General features: G+C 65.9%; 14 protein-coding genes and 1 riboswitch. Of the genes, 7 read left to right on the top strand and 7 right to left on the bottom strand.

The annotated features are described in order from the left end of the window. The first annotated feature begins 280 nt into the window (after nucleotides 1–280). On the top strand, nucleotides 281–493 hold the full coding sequence (locus GCT13_RS28620) for a DUF3311 domain-containing protein (RefSeq protein ID WP_087737410.1): 213 nt from the start codon (nucleotides 281–283) through the stop codon (nucleotides 491–493). Next, nucleotides 490–1,962, top strand: coding sequence for a sodium:solute symporter family protein (locus tag GCT13_RS28615; RefSeq protein ID WP_152763803.1), 1,473 nt, complete (start codon nucleotides 490–492; stop codon nucleotides 1,960–1,962). Before GCT13_RS28620 ends, GCT13_RS28615 begins: the two co-directional genes overlap by 4 nt. A gap of 55 nt (nucleotides 1,963–2,017) precedes the next feature. On the opposite strand, the gene cobM is transcribed toward GCT13_RS28615, so the two are convergent. From cobM to cbiE, 4 genes are read right to left on the bottom strand one after another with little or no spacing between them, the layout of a single operon-like run. Beyond that, entirely contained in the window at nucleotides 2,018–2,746 is a 729-nt protein-coding gene (cobM, locus tag GCT13_RS28610; RefSeq protein WP_152763801.1) for a precorrin-4 C(11)-methyltransferase, read from the bottom strand. Between the two features lies 1 nt (nucleotide 2,747). Continuing rightward, the gene (locus tag GCT13_RS28605) at nucleotides 2,748–3,491 is read right to left on the bottom strand and encodes a cobalt-precorrin-6A reductase (RefSeq protein WP_152763799.1); all 744 of its coding nucleotides are present in this window, start codon (nucleotides 3,489–3,491) and stop codon (nucleotides 2,748–2,750) included. Next, complete coding sequence (locus GCT13_RS28600; RefSeq protein ID WP_152763797.1) at nucleotides 3,488–4,579, bottom strand: cobalt-precorrin-5B (C(1))-methyltransferase; 1,092 nt, start codon at nucleotides 4,577–4,579, stop codon at nucleotides 3,488–3,490. The genes GCT13_RS28605 and GCT13_RS28600 overlap by 4 nt, the downstream gene beginning before the upstream one ends. Then, nucleotides 4,579–5,790, bottom strand: a complete 1,212-nt coding sequence (gene cbiE, locus GCT13_RS28595; protein ID WP_152763796.1) for a precorrin-6y C5,15-methyltransferase (decarboxylating) subunit CbiE — start codon at nucleotides 5,788–5,790, stop codon at nucleotides 4,579–4,581. The genes GCT13_RS28600 and cbiE overlap by 1 nt, the downstream gene beginning before the upstream one ends. Before the next feature lie 83 nt (nucleotides 5,791–5,873). Beyond that, nucleotides 5,874–6,049: riboswitch (cobalamin riboswitch) on the top strand. A gap of 88 nt (nucleotides 6,050–6,137) precedes the next feature. On the opposite strand from cbiE, the gene cobG reads away from it, so the two are divergent. The 5 genes from cobG to GCT13_RS28570 all read left to right on the top strand — a co-directional run bounded on the left by cobG (nucleotide 6,138) and on the right by GCT13_RS28570 (nucleotide 11,763). Then, a complete protein-coding gene (gene cobG, locus GCT13_RS28590) occupies nucleotides 6,138–7,538 on the top strand; it encodes a precorrin-3B synthase (RefSeq protein ID WP_227747054.1) in 1,401 nt (466 codons plus the stop codon). After that, nucleotides 7,531–8,157 (top strand): precorrin-8X methylmutase, encoded by a 627-nt coding sequence (locus GCT13_RS28585; protein WP_152763794.1) that lies wholly within the window; start codon nucleotides 7,531–7,533, stop codon nucleotides 8,155–8,157. The genes cobG and GCT13_RS28585 overlap by 8 nt, the downstream gene beginning before the upstream one ends. After that, entirely contained in the window at nucleotides 8,158–8,916 is a 759-nt protein-coding gene (locus tag GCT13_RS28580) for a precorrin-2 C(20)-methyltransferase (RefSeq protein WP_152763792.1), read from the top strand. It begins immediately after the preceding gene. Next, on the top strand, nucleotides 8,904–10,673 hold the full coding sequence (gene cobJ, locus GCT13_RS28575; RefSeq protein WP_152763789.1) for a precorrin-3B C(17)-methyltransferase: 1,770 nt from the start codon (nucleotides 8,904–8,906) through the stop codon (nucleotides 10,671–10,673). The genes GCT13_RS28580 and cobJ overlap by 13 nt, the downstream gene beginning before the upstream one ends. Nucleotides 10,674–10,824: 151 nt before the next feature. Beyond that, nucleotides 10,825–11,763, top strand: coding sequence for a flagellar brake protein (locus GCT13_RS28570; protein ID WP_152763787.1), 939 nt, complete (start codon nucleotides 10,825–10,827; stop codon nucleotides 11,761–11,763). A 79-nt stretch (nucleotides 11,764–11,842) separates the two neighbouring features. Here the strand turns inward: GCT13_RS28570 and GCT13_RS28565 are convergent, their stop codons facing one another. The 3 genes from GCT13_RS28565 to GCT13_RS28555 all read right to left on the bottom strand — a co-directional run bounded on the left by GCT13_RS28565 (nucleotide 11,843) and on the right by GCT13_RS28555 (nucleotide 17,685). Then, the gene (locus tag GCT13_RS28565) at nucleotides 11,843–12,853 is read right to left on the bottom strand and encodes an OmpA family protein (RefSeq protein ID WP_152763785.1); all 1,011 of its coding nucleotides are present in this window, start codon (nucleotides 12,851–12,853) and stop codon (nucleotides 11,843–11,845) included. A 50-nt stretch (nucleotides 12,854–12,903) separates the two neighbouring features. Then, nucleotides 12,904–16,668: a YadA-like family protein gene (locus tag GCT13_RS28560; RefSeq protein ID WP_152763825.1), complete on the bottom strand. Its 3,765-nt coding sequence runs from the start codon at nucleotides 16,666–16,668 to the stop codon at nucleotides 12,904–12,906. A 372-nt stretch (nucleotides 16,669–17,040) separates the two neighbouring features. Next, nucleotides 17,041–17,685, bottom strand: a complete 645-nt coding sequence (locus GCT13_RS28555) for a vWA domain-containing protein (RefSeq protein ID WP_152763783.1) — start codon at nucleotides 17,683–17,685, stop codon at nucleotides 17,041–17,043. Nucleotides 17,686–17,705: the final 20 nt, after the last annotated feature.

Genomic DNA, 17,705 nt, shown 5'->3' with positions numbered 1-17,705 from the left:
CCGTGCAGCTTGCAGCGCGGACTGTTTTAATGCAATGAAAATTGCATACGGTCCATGCGCGATTTTCATGCAATGCAGCACCGCGCGGATGCATGCCGCGCGATACGCAAGCCATGCGGGCATTGCGTTTGCGCATCTCCCTTTCAATATACCTGCACATTTTTGACACCCTTTACCGGAATACCATGAAGGGCATACAGTCGGTGCGCGGCACCTCAATCATTGCTTCATGAAAAGACGTTCGCAGCGACCACCTCCATCCCATCCGAGGAGTTGTCCCATGTCATTTCGTCTGCTCGCCGTGCTGCCGTTCATCGGCATCCTGCTCGGCGTTCCGTTCGTCAACCGCGTCGAGCCGCTGGTGCTCGGCATGCCGCTCGTGCTTGCATGGATCGTCGCGTGGGTCGTGCTGAGCTCGCTCATCATGGCCATCATCTACCGGCTCGATCCCGCCAACCGGCACACGTCCGCCGGCGAGGAGGTGCGTTCATGAGCAGCGCACTCGTCATCATCGCCGCGATCACGCTCTTCGCGCTCTATCTCGGTGTCCGTGCGCGGCACGGACACGACATGAGCCTCGAACAATGGACGGTCGGCGGCCGCAGCTTCGGCACGGCGTTCGTGTTCCTGCTGATGGCGGGCGAGATCTACACGACGTTCACGTTCCTCGGCGGAAGCGGCTTCGCTTATGGCAAGGGCGCGCCCGTCTACTACATCCTCGCGTACGGCACGCTCGCGTATGTGCTGTCGTACTGGATGCTGCCGCCCGTATGGCGCTTCGCGAAGGCGCACCGGCTCGTGTCGCAGCCGCACTTCTTCACGCGCAAGTACGACAGCCATGCGCTCGGCGTGCTGGTCGCGATCGTCGACGTCGCCGCGCTGATCCCGTATCTCGTGTTGCAACTCAAGGGGCTCGGCATCATCGTGTCGACGGCTTCGTATGGCGCGATCTCTTCGTCGATGGCGATCTGGCTCGGCGCGGCCGTCGTCACAATCTACGTGACCGTGTCGGGCGTGCGCGGCTCCGCGTGGAACTCGGTCGCGAAGGACCTGCTGATTCTCGCGATCGTGCTGTTCCTCGGCATCTATCTGCCGATGCACTACTACGGCGGACTCGGCCAGATGTTCCATGCGATCGACGCCGCGCGTCCCGGCTTCCTCACGTTCCCCGAGAAAGGCTCGAGCGTCACGTGGTTCCAGTCGACGGTGCTGCTCACGGCGCTGGGCTTCTTCATGTGGCCGCATACGTTCGGCTCGGTGTTCACCGCGAAGGACGAGCGCATCTTCCGCCGCAACGCGATGGTGCTGCCGCTCTATCAGCTGATCCTGCTGTTCGTGTTCTTCGTCGGCTTCGCGGCCGCGCTGAAGGTGCCGGGTCTCAAGGGCGGCGACATCGACCTGTCGCTCTTCAAGCTGTCGCTGCAGACGTTCGACCCGTGGTTCGTCGGCGTGATCGGCGCGGCGGGCGTGCTGACGGCGCTCGTGCCCGGCTCGATGATCCTGACGACGGCTTCGACGCTGATCGCCAACGACGTCTATCGCGGTCTCGTGCAGCGCAACGCCACCGATGAAACGGTCACGAAGCTCGCGCGGATCTTCGTGCCCGTCGTCGCGCTCGTTGCTGTGCTCTTCACGCTGCACGGAGGCGAGACGATCGTCGCGTTGCTGCTGATGGGCTACAACTTCGTCACGCAGTTGTTCCCGGCTGTCATCTGCAGCATCGCGCCGCGCAATCGCGCGACGAAGCAAGGCGCGTTCTGCGGGATCGTGGTCGGCGTGGCCGTGGTCGCCGTGACGACGCTCTTCCACATGAGCGTCGGTCAGATGATGCCGTCCCTGCCCGATGCGCTGAAGGACGTCAACATCGGCTTCGTCGCATTGACGCTGAACGTGGTCGTGCTCGCCATCGTCAGCGCGTTGACTCAGCCGCAGCCGCAAGCGGAGCGGTCGCACGCGCACTGAAGTTGCCGGGCCTGGCGCGTGCCGTTGCAGGCGCGCGCCAGGCCCGAAGCACGATTCAAGTTTCCTTCGAATACAGCGTCGATTCCGCGAAATGCCCGGCATCGAGCACGCGGCCGACGAGTATCAGTGCCGTTCGTTCGATATCTTTCGCCTGTACCTTCGCGACGATATCGGCGAGCGTGCCCGTCACCTTCTCTTCATCCGGCCAGCTCGCGCGATAGATCACCGCGACGGGGCAATCGCTGCCGTAATGCGGCGTCAGTTCGTCGACGATGCGCGCGAGATGACGCACGCCGAGATGAATCGCCATCGACGCGCGATGCCGAGCGAGATCGGCCAGCTGTTCACCCTCTGGCATCGATGTCTTGCGCGCATAGCGCGTGAGGATCAGCGTCTGCGATACGTCGGGCAATGTCAGCTCGACACCGAGCGCCGCCGCGCACGCGGCCGTCGCCGTGACGCCCGGCACGATCTCGTACGGAATGCCGAGCGCGCGCAAGCGCCGGATCTGCTCGCCGATCGCGCCATACAACGAAGGATCGCCGGAATGCACGCGCGCGACGTCCTGGCCTTTCGCGTGCGCCTCGGCGAGCAGCGCAACGATCGCATCGAGATCGAGGTCGGCCGTATTCACCACTTTTTCGGCGACGTTGCCGCTCAACACGGCTTGCGGCACGAGCGAGCCCGCATACAGGATCACGGGACACGTGCGCACGAGGCGCTGCCCTTTCACCGTGATCAGATCCGGATCGCCGGGTCCCGCGCCGATAAAAAACACCGTCATTTCACTGCACTCCCTCTTCTTCGTTCAATGCGCGCAGCACCTGCTGCGGGCTGTCGAATTCGCGATCGCATTCACCACCAACCTCGGGCAGCAACGGACGCCGCGTCATGACGACAGGCACTTTCCGTTCGCGCGCGACATCGAGCTTTGCGCGCGTCGCGTCGCCGCCGCTGTTCTTGGTCACGAGCACGTCGATCGCATTCAGCGCGAACAGCGCTCGCTCACCGTCGATATCGAACGGGCCGCGCGCGTCGATGATGCGCGCGCGTTCGTTGCCTTGATGCGCGTCGAGGCAACGCACGAGCCAGAACTGATGCGGAGGAATCTCGTCGAGATGCGCAAGCGGCTCGCGGCCCGATGTGAACAGCACGCGTTTGAACGGGCGGATCACGTCGACGATCCCGTTCCAGTCGTCGACCATGCGCCAGTCGTCGCCCGCTTGCGGCGTCCATCCCGCACGATGCAACGCCCAGCGCGGCACACGCGTCTTGCAGCATGCAGCAGCCGCATTCGCGCTGATCCGCGCAGCGTACGGATGCGTCGCGTCGATCACGAGGCCGATGCCTTCATCGACGATAAAGCGCGCAAGACCTTCGCTGCCGCCATACCCGCCGACGCGCACCACGCATTCCAGGCCTTCGGGCACGCGTCCGAGTCCCGCGAGGCTATAGACATGTCGAGGCCCGAGCTGACGCGCAATCTGCAACGCGTCGCCCGTGCCGCCGAGCAAGAGCACGCGCTTCATCGCGCCGCCCCGACGATGTTGCCCTTGCGGTCGATCGCAAACATCTCGACGGCGACCGTCGCGGGCACGATCTCGCGCGCGACCTCGCGCGCACGCGCGCACACGATGTCGCCGAGCGGCACGCCCTTTTTGAGCGCCATCGCAAGCGCCTCCTGGCTCGTATTCGCGCCGACGATCGCCGCCTGCAACGCGGCGTCGCTGGCGTCGTGCTCCGCGGACCACGCGGCGAGTTGCGGCAGGTCGATGCTCGAGTTGCGGCTGTGCAGATCGAGGTGCCCCGCGGCCAGCTTGCTCAGCTTGCCGAAGCCGCCGCACATGCTGAGCGTGTCGACAGGCGCGCGCTTCAGATGCTTGAGCACAGCGCCCGCGAAGTCGCCCATTTCGATCAGCGCGATATCGGGTAGCTGGTAGTACGCGCGCATCGCGTCTTCGCTCGCGTTGCCCGTGCATGCGGCAATGTGCTGATAGCCGTTCGCGCGCGCCACATCGATGCCCTGATGAATCGATGCGATATACGCCGAGCACGAGAACGGCCGCACGATGCCCGTGGTGCCGAGTATCGACAGCCCGCCGACGATGCCAAGGCGCGGGTTCATCGTCTTCTGCGCGAGCGCCTCGCCGTTCTCGACGCCGATCGCCACTTCAAAGCCGCCCGCGTAGCCATGCTCGACGGCGAGATCGGTGAGATGAGCGGTCATCATCTGGCGCGGCACGGGGTTGATCGCCGGCTCGCCGACGGGCAGCGTGAGACCCGCGCGCGTCACCGTGCCGACGCCCGGCGCCGCATGAAAGCGCACGCCCGGCGCGTCGCTCAAACGCACGCGCGCGAAGACGACGGCGCCGTGCGTGACGTCGGGATCGTCGCCCGCGTCCTTCACGGTGCCCGCCTCCGCGCCGTCTTCCGTCAAGCGGCAGAATATGAGCTTCATCGGCACGTGCTGGCCTTTCGGCAACACGATCTCCGCGACGTCGCCGGCGATGCCCGTGAGCAGCAGACGTGCCGCCGCCAGCGAGGTTGCCGTCGCGCAGCTTCCCGTCGTATAGCCGCTGCGCAGCGGCGCGGGTTGTTCGGGTGTCTCGTCGTGCATCACGGTTTGCGGGTGTCGAGTAGCGTGATGGGAAGCGCGGGACGCCACGTCTCGAAGCCGCCGAGCGGTTGCGCCTCGGCCAGCGCGATACGCGTGAGCGTGCCGCCGTGCTGCGCGCGCCATGCGGTAAGCGCTGCTTCGCCTTCGAGCGTGACGGCGTTCGCGATCAGCCGCCCGCCGCTTTTCAGCGCGCGCCAGCAGGCGTCGAGCACGCCATCGGCCGTCACGCCGCCGCCGATGAAGATCGCGTCCGGTTCGGGCAGACCGTGCAACGCATCGGGTGCGCTACCCGCGATCAATTGCAGTGCCGGGACGCCGAGCGCGTCGCGATTGTGCTCGATGAAACGCTGACGCTCGCTGTTCGATTCGATCGCGATCGTGCGGCACGTCGGGTGCGCGCGCATCCATTCGATGCCGATGGAGCCGCAGCCCGCGCCGACATCCCATAGCAGTTCGCCGGGCGCGGGCGCGAGCCGGCCGAGCGTCAGCGCGCGAACGTCGCGCTTGGTCAACTGGCCGTCGTGGCGATAGGCGTCGTCGGGCAATCCGGGCGTGAGCGCAAGCTGTGGCGCCGACGCGTCGCGCCGGCATTCGAGCGCGATGATATTCAGTGCTGCCGTTTCATTCGTTTGCCACGACGCGGCGCGCGCGTCGATCAGACGTTCGGACGCGCTCCCCAGATGCTCGAGCACGACCATGCGCGTCGCGCCGAAGCCGCGCTCGGTGAGCCTCGCGGCGACGGCGGCGGGCGTCGCGCCATCGGCGCTCAGCACGAACACGCGCGCGCCGTCGTGCAGATGCACGTACAGCGCGGCGAGCGGCCGCCCGACGAGCGATACCGTCGCGACATCCTGCAGCGCCCAGCCCAGCCGCGCGGCAGCCAGCGACACGGACGACGGCGCGGGCAGCACGCGCAATTCATCGGCGGGAAGATGGCGCGCGAGCGTCGCGCCGACACCGTAGAACATCGGATCGCCGCTCGCGAGCACGCAGACGCGCGCATCGTACGCGTTACGCTGCGCGAGCACGGCTTCGATATCGAACGGACGCGGCCACGGCTCGCGCCGCGCGGACAGGCAAACGGGCAGCATCGCCAGATGGCGCTCGCCGCCGTAGATCACCGACGCGTCGATCAGCGCGCGCCGCGCCGCCTTTCCCAGACCGGCAAAACCGTCATCGCCCATTCCCACTACGGTCAGCCAGGCCGGCATGCATCTTTCCTCATCGGTTTGCAGAAAACGCTGCGGCGAGCCTTATTCAAGGGCCGCGGCATCGTTGTGCTGTTCGAAAAAAGGCATAATACCCGCTCGCCGGTGCCTTTCGGGGCCTAAGAGGGAACACGTCGTCGTGACTGCCCCCGCAACTGTATGCAGCGAGTCCACGCCAATTTGCGCCACTGGTATCACCGGGAAGGCCGGCGTGGGACAGCGACCTGCTAGTCAGAAGACCTGCCGGCCAACTGTTCGTGCCAGCCAACATCGGGCGGGGTGTACCGATGCCGAGCCGCTCTCCGTTCGAGATGCCCGGGGCCGTCGCGCGACGCTAACCCGGTGACGCCTTGAGCCACGCTTACCTTTCGTCCGATGCCAGTCGCTTGCGCCCTTCGGCCTGTCCGGGGCTGCTGCGCATCGTGCCCGCGCTCGACGGCGGCATCTGCCGCGTGAAGCTCGCGCGTGGCGAGTTGAGCGCAGCGCAGGCGTTGGCGATCGCCGATGCGATCGACGAACGCGCTTGCGGCATCGCGGACATCACGAATCGCGCGAATCTGCAATTGCGCGGCGTGAAGCGCGGTCATGAAGAGGCACTTGTCGCGGCGCTGCTCCAGGCGGGACTCGGGCCGTCGGGTCCGCAAGACACCATGCACGCCTTTGCCGACGATGTGCGCAACGTGATGGTCAGTCCGACAGCAGGACGCGATGCGAACGCATTGATCGACACATCCACGATTGCCGACGACATCCTGACCCACCTGCAAAGCGATAAGCGCTTCGCGGCGCTGTCGCCGAAATTTGCGCTGCTTCTGGACGGCGGCGAGCGTCTCGCGATGCTCGATCATCCACACGACATCTGGTTGTCAGCGATGCGCGCTCATCCGGAGCGTGACGACGTGCTGTTCGCCTTCGGCCTCGCGGGCTGCCCGCCTGTCGCCGCAAAGCACGCCGGCGCGCTCGCGGCTGTCGCGCCTTCGGATGTGGCCGCGTTGGCGCACGCGCTCGTGCACACGTTTCTCGATCTCGCCATGCCCGAGCACACACGCATGCGTGATCTGCTTGCCGTTCATTCCGTCGAACACATTCTGGCGCATGTCAAAAGCAAGACGGAGATCGCGCTGCTGCGCGATGCGTCGATCGAACGATGGCGCCGCGCGCCCGCCGATCCGTCGTTGCGGCTCGGCGCGCACCGGCAGCGCGACGAACGGCGATCGCATGTCGGTGGGCAGCCTGTGCTCGGACGCATGAACAGCGCGACGCTGCGCGGCCTCGCGCAGCTCGCGGCGGACAACGACGACGCGACGCTGCGCATGACGCCATGGCAAGGCGTGCTGCTGACCGATATCGACACGACGCAGGTCGCGGCTACGTTGCAGGCGCTCGACGTGCTCGGCCTCGCGTGCAACGCGCAGAATCCGCTGACCCGCGTGATCGCATGCGCAGGCTCGGCAGGCTGCGCGAAGAGCCTCGCCGACACGAAGGCTGATGCAATGAAGCTCGCCGCGTGCTTGCCTGCGCATGCACAAGTTCATCTGAGCGGCTGCCCGCGTTCATGCGCGGCCGCGCATCGCGCGCCTTATACGCTGCTCGCCGTAGCGCCCGGCCGCTACGACCTGTACCACACCCACGACCCGCGCGATCCGACGGGCTTCGGCCGCTGTCTTGCGCGTGGTCTGACGATCGACGAAGCCGCCGGCATGCTGAACCATGCGGCGCTTCCACCTTTTGACGAGCCATCCGATGCCTGACTACCTCCGCGACGGACAAGCCATCTATCGCCAGTCGTTCGCGACGATACGCGCGGAAGCCGACCTCTCGCGCATTCCCACCGACCTCGAAAAACTCGCCGTGCGCGTGATCCACGCGTGCGGCATGGTCGATATCGTCGGCGACCTGCGCTTTTCGGAAGGCGCGGGCCGTGCCGGCCGCAATGCGCTCGCAAACGGCGCGCCGATCCTCTGCGACGCGCGCATGGTCGCCGAAGGCATCACGCGAGCGCGCCTGCCCGCGCGCAACGAAGTGATCTGCACGCTCGCCGATCCGCGCGTTCCCGCGCTCGTGCGCGAGTTGAACAACACGCGCTCGGCGGCGGCGCTCGAATTGTGGCGGCCGCATCTGGAAGGCAGCGTCGTCGCGATCGGCAATGCGCCGACGTCGCTCTTCTATCTGCTCGACATGCTCGACGCGGGCGCACCCCGCCCCGCGCTGATTCTCGGCTTCCCGGTCGGCTTCGTCGGCGCGGCGGAATCGAAGGCGATGCTCGCCGCCGACAGCCGCGGCGTGCCGTTCGTCGTCGTGCAAGGCCGGCGCGGCGGCAGCGCGATGGCGGCGGCCGCCGTGAATGCGCTCGCCTCGGAGGACGAGTAAATGGCGGAGCAAGCGAACGGCACGCGCGGACGTCTCTTCGGGCTCGGCGTCGGTCCCGGCGACCCCGAGCTGATCACGGTGAAGGCGCTGCGTCTGCTGAAGTCGGCGCACGTGGTCGCGTACTTCGTCGCGAAGGGCAAGAAAGGCAACGCGTTCTCGATCATCGAGTCGCATCTGTCGAGCGAGCAGCAGCAGTTGCCGCTCGTCTACCCGGTGACGACGGAAGCGCTCGAACCGCCGCTCTCGTACGAGGCGATCATCGCGGACTTCTACGACACGGCGGCGGAAGTGGTCGCCGCTCACCTCGATGCGGGCCGCGACGTCGCCGTGATCTGCGAAGGCGATCCGTTCTTCTACGGCTCGTACATGTACCTGCACGACCGGCTCGCGAACCGGCTGTCGCCGCGCTTCGAGGCCGAAGTGGTGCCCGGCGTGTGCTCGATGCTCGGCGGCGTCGCCGTGCTCGGCCAGCCGCTCGTGTATCGCAACCAGACGCTCTCCGTGCTGTCGGGCGTGCTGCCCGAGGACGAACTGAAGCGCCGTCTCGCCGATGTGGACGCTGCCGTCGTGATGAAGCTCGGCCGCAATTTCGACAAGGTGCGCCGCGTGCTTGACGAACTCGGCCTCGCAGACCGCGCGCTCTACGTCGAGCGCGCAACGATGGCGAACCAGCGCATCGTGCCGCTCGCAGAAGTCGATCCGATGGCGTCGCCCTATTTCTCGCTGCTCGTCGTGCCGGGGGAAAAATGGCAAGGATGACGACACCGCCCGCGATCGTGATACTCGGCGTCGGCGCGCTCGCGACAGCGCGGCGCGTGCAGTCCGCTGTGCAGTCCGCTTGCCCCGGCGCGAGCGTGCATGGGCTGCAAGGACGCGTCGCCGATGCCGATGTGGACGTCGCCTTCGCCGAACTCGCCGAGCATCTGCGCGAGCTGTACGCGAGCGGCACCCCAATCGTCGCGTTGTGCGCGGCGGGCATCGTGATCCGCTGCGTCGCGCCGCTGCTCGCGAACAAGGGCGGCGAGCCGCCCGTGCTTGCCGTCGCCGAGGACGGCAGCGCCGTCGTGCCGCTGCTCGGCGGTCTGTCGGGCGTCAACGCGATGGCGCGCGAGATCGCGGCGGCGCTCGATGTAAAGCCCGCGATCACGACGAGCGGCGAATTGCGCTTCGGCGCCTGCGTGCTGAACCCGCCCGATGGCTACACGCTCGCGAGCATCGATCAGGGCAAGCGCTTCGTGTCCGATCTGCTGGCGGGCGAAGCGACGCGCGTCGAGGGCGACGCGCCGTGGCTCGACGACGTGCAGTTGCCGCGCGCCGAAGATGCGCGGCGCGCGATCCGCGTCACGCCTCTTGCATGGAGCGGCGCGACGGACGAACTGGTCATTCATCCGCGCAGCGTCGTCGTCGCGATTGGCGAGGCACTCGAAGTACGCGATGCACGCGACGAAGGGCTGCACGAACACATACTCGAAGCGGCTCGCGAGCGCGGACTCGCCGCGCAGGCGCTCGCCGTGCTGCTCGCGCCGGCGGCACGCATCGGCGATCCAGCGCTTCAACAGGCCGCCGACGCGTTGCAGATCCCGTTGCGCTTTGCCGATGACGATGCTTCGTCCGATCCGGTTCGGCTGCTCGGCAAGGCCTTGCGTATGCCGCATAAAACACTCGACGACGGCAATCCCGCGCAAATCGCATTCGCGATCGCCCATGCGCCCGTCGATCCCGCGACGGTCGGCCGCGCGCGCGGCAAGCTCAGCGTGATCGGGCTCGGACCCGGCGATGCGTCGCTGATGGTGCCCGCCGCGCGCGCGGCGCTCTCGCACGCCACCGACATCCTCGGCTACGAAACCTATGTAAAGATGGCCGGCCCGTTTCGCGCGGACCAGCACGTGCACGGCACTGACAATCGCGAGGAAATGCAGCGCGCCCGTCACGCGTTCGAACTGGCGAGCGCCGGGCGGCATGTCGCGATGGTGTCGTCGGGCGATCCGGGCGTGTTCGCGATGGCGGCCGCCGTGCTCGAAGCGCTCGATCACGCGCACGACGCGGCATGGGCCGCCGTCGAGCTGGAAATCGTGCCCGGCGTGTCCGCTGCGCTCGCCACGGCCGCGCAGGCGGGCGCGCCGCTCGGCCACGACTTCTGCATGCTGTCGCTGTCCGACAATCTGAAACCGTGGTCCGTCATCGAAACGCGTCTGCGGCATGCCGCCGAAGCCGATCTCGTGATGGCGTTCTATAACCCGATTTCGCGCGCGCGTCCGTGGCAACTCGACAAGGCGCTTGAAATCGTGCGCGATTTTCGCGGACCGTCGACGGTCGTCGTGCTCGGCCGCGATATTGGCCGTCCGGGCGCGGCGCTCAAAACCACGACGCTCGCCGAACTGAAATCCGCGGACGTCGACATGCGGACGATGGTGATAATCGGTTCGTCGATGACACGCGCCTTTCGGCCCGCCAACACGTCCCGCGAATGGATTTATACGCCGCGCTGGTATAAATGCGCCGATTTTAACGTTTAAATCGCTTTAAATCGGGGAGCTTCCCGATCAAAATGAAACCATTGAATGCGCGATTGAAAGCCGGATCGATCCAGCGCTAAAAAAGAAATTAAAGTTTTTCTAAAAGACGACGTTAAACTGGTTATTTCGTCCAACGCTTTCATTCGCTATCATGCACACCAGTGAAGACGCTGTCGATGCAAGTGCGAGCCTGCCTGTGATGTCTCGTTCGCTTGCGCCCGAGGCCGTGCCCGTGGGCGTGCCGCTCGAGTTCCCGATTGTCGATAGCGACGACACGCTGCTGTTCGAGCGCGGCGCGATCGTGATCGGCGCCGACGAGCACCGCTTTCTCTTTCAGCATTTCAAGCCGCAGCGAGGCGACGTCGAAGCGGGTTCGCCGCACTCGGCGGCGGAATCCGCCGGCAAATCGGGCGACGCCGAATCGTTAAGGGACATGCACCTGACGATCGGCGCGTTGATCGGCGTGCGCTCGCAGGTCGGCATGGGCTCGCCGATGCATCCGTCGCGCATCATCGGCTTTGCGCCGAACGAGTCGCTGTTCGTCACGCCGCCGCTCGTCGACGGCAAGCCGATGACGCTGTCCGTCGGCGAGAACGTCGAGATTGTCGCGATCGCGAGCCAGGCGGTGTTCCGCTTCGTATGCACCGTCGATTCCGTGTGCGTCGTGCCCTTTCACTATCTCGTGCTGTCGAAGCCCGGCGTGGTCCGCCGGCTGCGCGAACGCAAGTCGATCCGCGTGCGCGCGAGCCTGCCGCTGCGCTTCGGCATCGACGCGGAAGGCACCGGCTACGAAAGCCTCGGCCTCGTGCAGAGCGTGAGCGCAATGGGCATGTCGTTCACCGCGCCGTGGAAAATCGGCGAAGTCGGCAAGCGCATTCGCGTGGCGTTCCGGCTGTGCTCGAAGGACATGGACACATCGATCGAATCGGCGGCGGTCATCCGCAACGTACAGCAAGGGTCGAGGCCCGGCGATCCGACGACGCACGGCATCGAGTTCGAACATCTCGATCAGGTCGAGCAGATGGCGCTGAAGGTCTACGTGTTCGACCGGATCGACGATGTGATCTTCTGGACGAGCGGACCGAAGTAAGCGCGCCTGCGTTTTCCCGCGCCACAAATAAAGCGGCCCGGTCATTCGCATGACCGGGCCGCTTCGCTATTGCGGGGCGTTACTGCTGTTGCGGTTGCTGCGGCTGTACCTGCGGCTCCTGGCGCTGCGCGGCGGCCGGCTGCGCGACCAGCGCGCTGACGCGGACCTCGACGCGCCTGTTCGGCGCGAGACACGCGATCACCGAGGGCGTCTTCGGCCCCGGACAGGTCGCGACGGGCGCCACCGAGCCCGCGCCACGCACGTCGAAGCGCGCGGCGTTCACACCACGTCGCTCCAGCCCGTCGGCGACAGATTGCGCGCGACGCAACGACAGATCGCGGTTGTACTCGACGCTGCCGAAACGGTCCGTGTAGCCCGTCACCGTGACGGCATCGATCGAGCGCACCTGCTTCAGCTTCGACGCGAGCGTGTCGAGCGCGGCCTTGCCATTGCGGGTCAGCGTCGCGCTGTCGAAATCGAACAGCGCGTCGGTGGACAGCGCGACGGGCTTCTCGACTGCCGTCGGAACGTCGACGGGCGGCGGCGGCGCGCAGTGGTTCAGCTCATCGTTGACCTGCTCGCTCAGCTTCTTCGCGCGCTCGATCGATTCCCAGCCGTGCACCCAGCGTGTGCCGTGCGTTTCGTCCTGCTCTTTCCAGATTTCGTCGGTGAGCGCAAGCAGCCGCCCCGCCGACTCGCCCTTGCAGGACGACGCCGAAGCGCGCACGTTGGTCGCTTCGATCGCGCGGATCGCCTGGACCCAGTTGTCGCGCGTCGGCCAGTTCTTCGCACTGAACAACGGCTGCCACGGCACGCTGCCGTCGATCACATAGCGTGCGTTGCCGAGCGCCCGTTTCGCCGCGTCGTTGTAGACGTTCGACACGAGCACATGGCTGTCCTGACGCTCGGCGATTTCCAGGTAGCCTTCTGCGACGCCGCGCCGGTACGGATCGGCGAGGCGCTGTGCGGCAGGCATCAATGCCTCGGCCTCGCTCTTGATGCTGCCCGCGAACGCCGGCGCAGCAAGGGTCGCTGCGCAGGTTGCGGCCAGCGCCGCGAGCGCCGCGCTGCGTAGTATTGGTTTTTTCATAGATTTCTCCGCGCCCGCCGCGTTATTCGCGCGGCGGGCGTGCCCGGCACTCAGAACCCGATCGTCGCGCCGATGGATGCGCCCGTGCTTGCGCCGTTGCCCGTCGCCCGCGTGACATGCGCGTTCAGGAGCACGCGGTCGCTGACCCAGTAGTTCGCGCCGACGGCAATGGCGGCAGCCCCGCCATAGGTGCCCGCCGCAGCCGACATCTGGAAGTTGCCTTCCGCGCGCGCATTCGGAATCAGCGACGTCGCCGCCATGGCCGCCGCGCCCAGCGAGTTCATCTTGTTGTTCATCTTGCTGAACTGCTGGTCCGTGTATGCGTTCGCCGCCTGCACCGCCTGGTTGCCCATCTGCGAGAGCATGTCGTTGACCTGGCCGAAGTTCACTGCGTCGCCCGGCCCCGTACCTGCTGCAACGTTGGTGATGCGGCGTTGCTGCGAAGCCGAGCCGACGGACACGGTGTTGTCCTGATCGGCGACGGAGCCCGCGCCGAGCGCGACCGCGTTGCTGCCGCTCGCCGTGGCGTTCGTGCCGATCGCCGTTGCCGTCGGACCACTCGCGGCCGAGTTCGCGCCCGTCGCGACGGAGCCGTCGCCGCTTGCCTTCGCGTTGAAGCCCGTCGCAATCGACTGGTTGCCGCTCGCGTTCGCGGTCGGTCCCATTGCCGTCGCGTGCGTGCCGCTTGCCGCCGCTGCCTCGGTATCGCGGTCGCCGTCCGCTGTGAACATCGGATCGACTGCGTTGTTCGCGAGGTTCGTCACGTTCTGAATGGCCGCATTCAACTGGTTGACGTTGACGACATCCGTGCCCGCCGTGCCGGCCGCCACGTTGGTGATCTGGCGTTCATTGCCCGCCGACCCGACCGACACCGTGTTGTCGCGATCCGCGATCGAACCCGAACCCAGCGCAACCGAATTCGTCGCCGTGGCCGTCGACGCGTTGCCGACCGCAACCGCATTCGATCCAGCCGCCGTCGACTGGCTGCCGACTGCCACCGCGCTCGCCGCCGCCGCAGTCGCCGCGCCGCCGATGGCCACTGCGTCCGTGCCTGTCGCCGACGAGTCGGCCAGAGTCGACTTCGTGTGGAAGTACTTGATGCCGCCACCATTGACGATGTTCGTCACCGCGTTGTCGATGTTGGTCACGCGGCCGTCGAGGTTGGTGATCGCGGCGCCCACGTTGGTCACGGTCGTGTTGCCGCCGTTGAGCACATAGGTCGGCGCGGAGATCGTGCCCGTCGCCGGGTCGAAGGTCGAGCCGCCGCCCAGCGCGTTTGCCGCCGACTGCGATACGTTGTACAGCTGCGCGCCGTTCACCGCATCGGTGCTCGATGCATTCATGTCGCCGTTGAGCAGCCCTGTCAACTTGCGCGCGCCTGCCGTGCCCGTGAAGTCCACGACTGTACCGTCCGTGCCCTTCGCGACCGTGATGGTGCGCGTCGATTGATCCTGCTGCACCAGACCGATCGAGCCGTTGTTGATCTGCGTCTGGATGTTGCTGATGTCCGTCGTGTTCTGCGTCACGCGACCATCGAGGTTGGTGATCGCGCCGCCCACGTTGGTCACGGTCGTGTTGCCGCCGTTGAGCACGTAAGTCGGCGCGGAGATCGTGCCCGTCGCCGGGTCGAAGGTCGAGCCGCCGCCCAGCGCGTTCGCCGTCGACTGCGATACGTTGTACAGCTGCGCGCCGTTCACCGCATCGGTGCTTGATGCATTCATGTCGCCGTTGAGCAGCCCTGTCAACTTTCGCGCGCCTGCCGTGCCCGTGAAGTCCACGACCGTACCATCCGTGCCCTTCGCGACCGTGATGGTGCGCGTCGATTGATCCTGCTGCACCAGACCGATCGAACCGTTGTCGATCTGCGTCTGGATGTTGCTGATGTCCGTCGTGTTCTGCGTCACGCGACCATCGAGGTTGGTGATCGCGCTGCCCACGTTGGTCACGGTCGTGTTGCCGTCGTTGAGCACGTAAGTCGGCGCGGAGATCGTGCCCGTCGTTGTATCGAAGGTCGAGCCGCCGCCCAGCGCTGTTGCCGTCGAGCTCGATACGTTGTACAGCTGCGCGCCGTTCACTGCATCGGTGCTCGATGCATTCATGTCGCCGTTGAGAAGCCCTGTCAACTTGCGCGCGCCAGCCGTGCCCGTGAAGTCCACGACCGTACCATCCGTGCCCTTCGCGACCGTGATGGTGCGCGTCGATTGATCCTGCTGCACCAGACCGATCGAACCGTTGTCGATCTGCGTCTGGATGTTGCTGATGTCCGTCGTGTTCTGCGTCACGCGGCCATCGAGGTTGGTGATCGCGCCGCCCACGTTGGTCACGGTCGTGTTGCCGTCGTTGAGCACATAGGTCGGCGCGGAGATCGTGCCCGTCGTTGTATCGAAGGTCGAGCCGCCGCCCAGCGCTGTTGCCGTCGCGGCGCCCTCCGTATTCACCTTCGCGTCTTCCGACTGCAGCTGGCTCACGTTTACCGCATCCGTCGCGGCAGACCCGGCCGCCACGTTCGTCACGCGGCGTTCGTTGCCTGACGAGCCCACCGACACCTCGCCGTTAGCAGCCGATGCCGTGCCCGACAACGCGGTGTTGCCCGGGTTATAGCCCGCCGCCGACAGATCCGCCGTCGTCGTCGAGCCCGAACCCAGCGCCACCGAGTTCTGGGCTGTCGCGGTTGCCGCACCGCCGATCGCCACCGAATCGACACCCGATGCCGTCGCATCCGCCAGCGTCGAGCTTGCATGGAAGTACTTGATCCCGCCGCCATTCATGATGTTGTTTACGCGAGCGTCGATGTTCGTGATCGCGCCCGCCACGTTGGTCACGGTCGAGCCGCCCACGACGTACGTCGGGTTCGAGATCGAGCCATCGCTAGTCACCGTCGAGCCGCCGCCGATCGCGTTTGCCGTCGAGTTCGCGAGGTTGTAGAGCTGCGCGCCATTGACCGCATCCACGCTCGATGCATTCACGTTGCCGTTAGCTACGCCCGTCAACTTGCGCGAGCCTGCCGTGCCCGTGAAGTCCACGACCGTACCGTCCGTGCCCTTCGCGACCGTGATGGTGCGTGTCGATTGATCCTGCTGGACCAGACCGATCATGCCGTTGTTGATCTGGGTCGTGAGGTTACTGATGTCCGTCGTGTCCTGCGTCACGCGACCATCGAGGTTGGTGATCGCGCTGCCCACGTTGGTCACGGTCGTGTTGCCGTCGTTGAGCACGAAGGTCGGCGTGGAGATCGTGCCCGTCGTCGGGTCGAAGGTCGAGCCGCCACCGATTGCGTTCGCAGTCGAGTTCGCAAGCTTGTAAAGCTGCGAACCGTTGACTGCATCGTGGCTCGACGCGTCGACTGCACCATCGGCGAGGTCCGTGATCTTGTTCGAATTCATGCTCACGGTGTTCAGCATGCTGATGCCCGCCGCGCCCTTCAGCTCCAGCAAACCAGTCTGATAACCGGTAACACGGGCCGTCGATGCCGAAAATCCGTACGACCCATTGGTGTCCCCCGTATTGTTCAGCGAGAACGAAAGAGGATTGCTCCCCGCAATAGTGCAGTCCAGGTTGTTCACGTTCGTCGCGTACCCGAACGAAGAACCCGTGCCCCCCGACGCGAGTCCTGGACACAGCTCGAGCGAGCCGTATCCAGGCGTGACGGCTGCATGTGCGCCGCTCGCCGCAAGCCCCAGGCCTGCACCGACGACGCCAATGACGGCCGCGAGACTCTTCTTCGACGACCCCTTGCCACGCGCGGCGGCATTCTCCTGTGCGGCGGCCCACGTGCCCGTCGTTTCGTTCCACACAGTCCGGTAATCTCTATTCATTTGTCATCCTAACTTTTTTAAGTAAATGATCAGCTTCAGTCCAGCGATCGGCTCAGCTATCGGAAAGGCTTCCGCTTTGTGGTGGCGCTTCGAGTGCGGAAAAAGGCGCCGTCTGCACGCCAACTTCTTTCGCACGTCGCAGACAATCCACATCCAATCGACGGGTTAGCAGCGTCGGCAAGTTAGGCGAAACGCCAGAAGTGCTGAATAGGAGCAGTCTTATTTAGATTTTTGCCGCTTATAGTTCGAAGCATCCCTACATATGTCTTCGAAAAAGACTCGAAAAGGCGATGGGGATATCTCGAACCGATGTGGGCCGCGAGCCAGAATGCCTCGCAGAACCTTGCGATCGCGGCAGTGCTGCGAACGCGATTACGTTGGCGCAATCAACGCGTCAGGGCGCACGTATTCACCGCCCCATGCTTGCGCGAGTTGCGCGCAGCGACCGAGCCGCACCGTCTCGTCGCGCTCGAAGTCGACGAAGACGACATGATCCGCGGCAACGGGCCGCGCGGGCGCACCGCTGCTGCGGCCGTCCGTGAGAATCCACAGCCAGCGCTGCTGGCCGGGCTTGCGGCGCGCCGTGCGTTCGAGCACCTGCGCCGCCGTTTCGGTGCCGAGCGTCAAAGGCGTGCCGCCACCGCCGCCGATCGGCGACAGCCACCGCTCGTTCCACCAGCGCGGCACGGCGGGACGAAAGCGCACGTCGGCACGTTGCCCACCGAAACACACGAGCGCCGCCTCGAACCGCTCGGCGCGCGCCTGATCGAACAGCGCGACGAGCAGCCCCTTGGCAAGCGCAAGTCTTTGCCCCGAGAGCATCGAGCCGGAGCAATCGAGCAAGAAGCAATGCAACGTGCCGCCACGTGCCGCTTCATGAACAAAGCGCAGATGATCCACATGCAAACGTTGATTGCGCTTCGCGGCAAGCGTGCGCGGCCACGCGATGCGCGCGCCGGCCGAGCCGCCGCGCGACGCATCGCCCGCGCCTTGCCGCCATCGAAAACCGCTGCGCATTGCGCGCGCGGCCGCGCCCT

Source organism: Paraburkholderia franconis, assembly GCF_009362735.1.
GTDB lineage: Bacteria > Pseudomonadota > Gammaproteobacteria > Burkholderiales > Burkholderiaceae > Paraburkholderia > Paraburkholderia franconis.
Note: the sequence above shows the minus strand (reverse complement) of the source record. Positions and strands in the feature narration are given on the sequence as shown.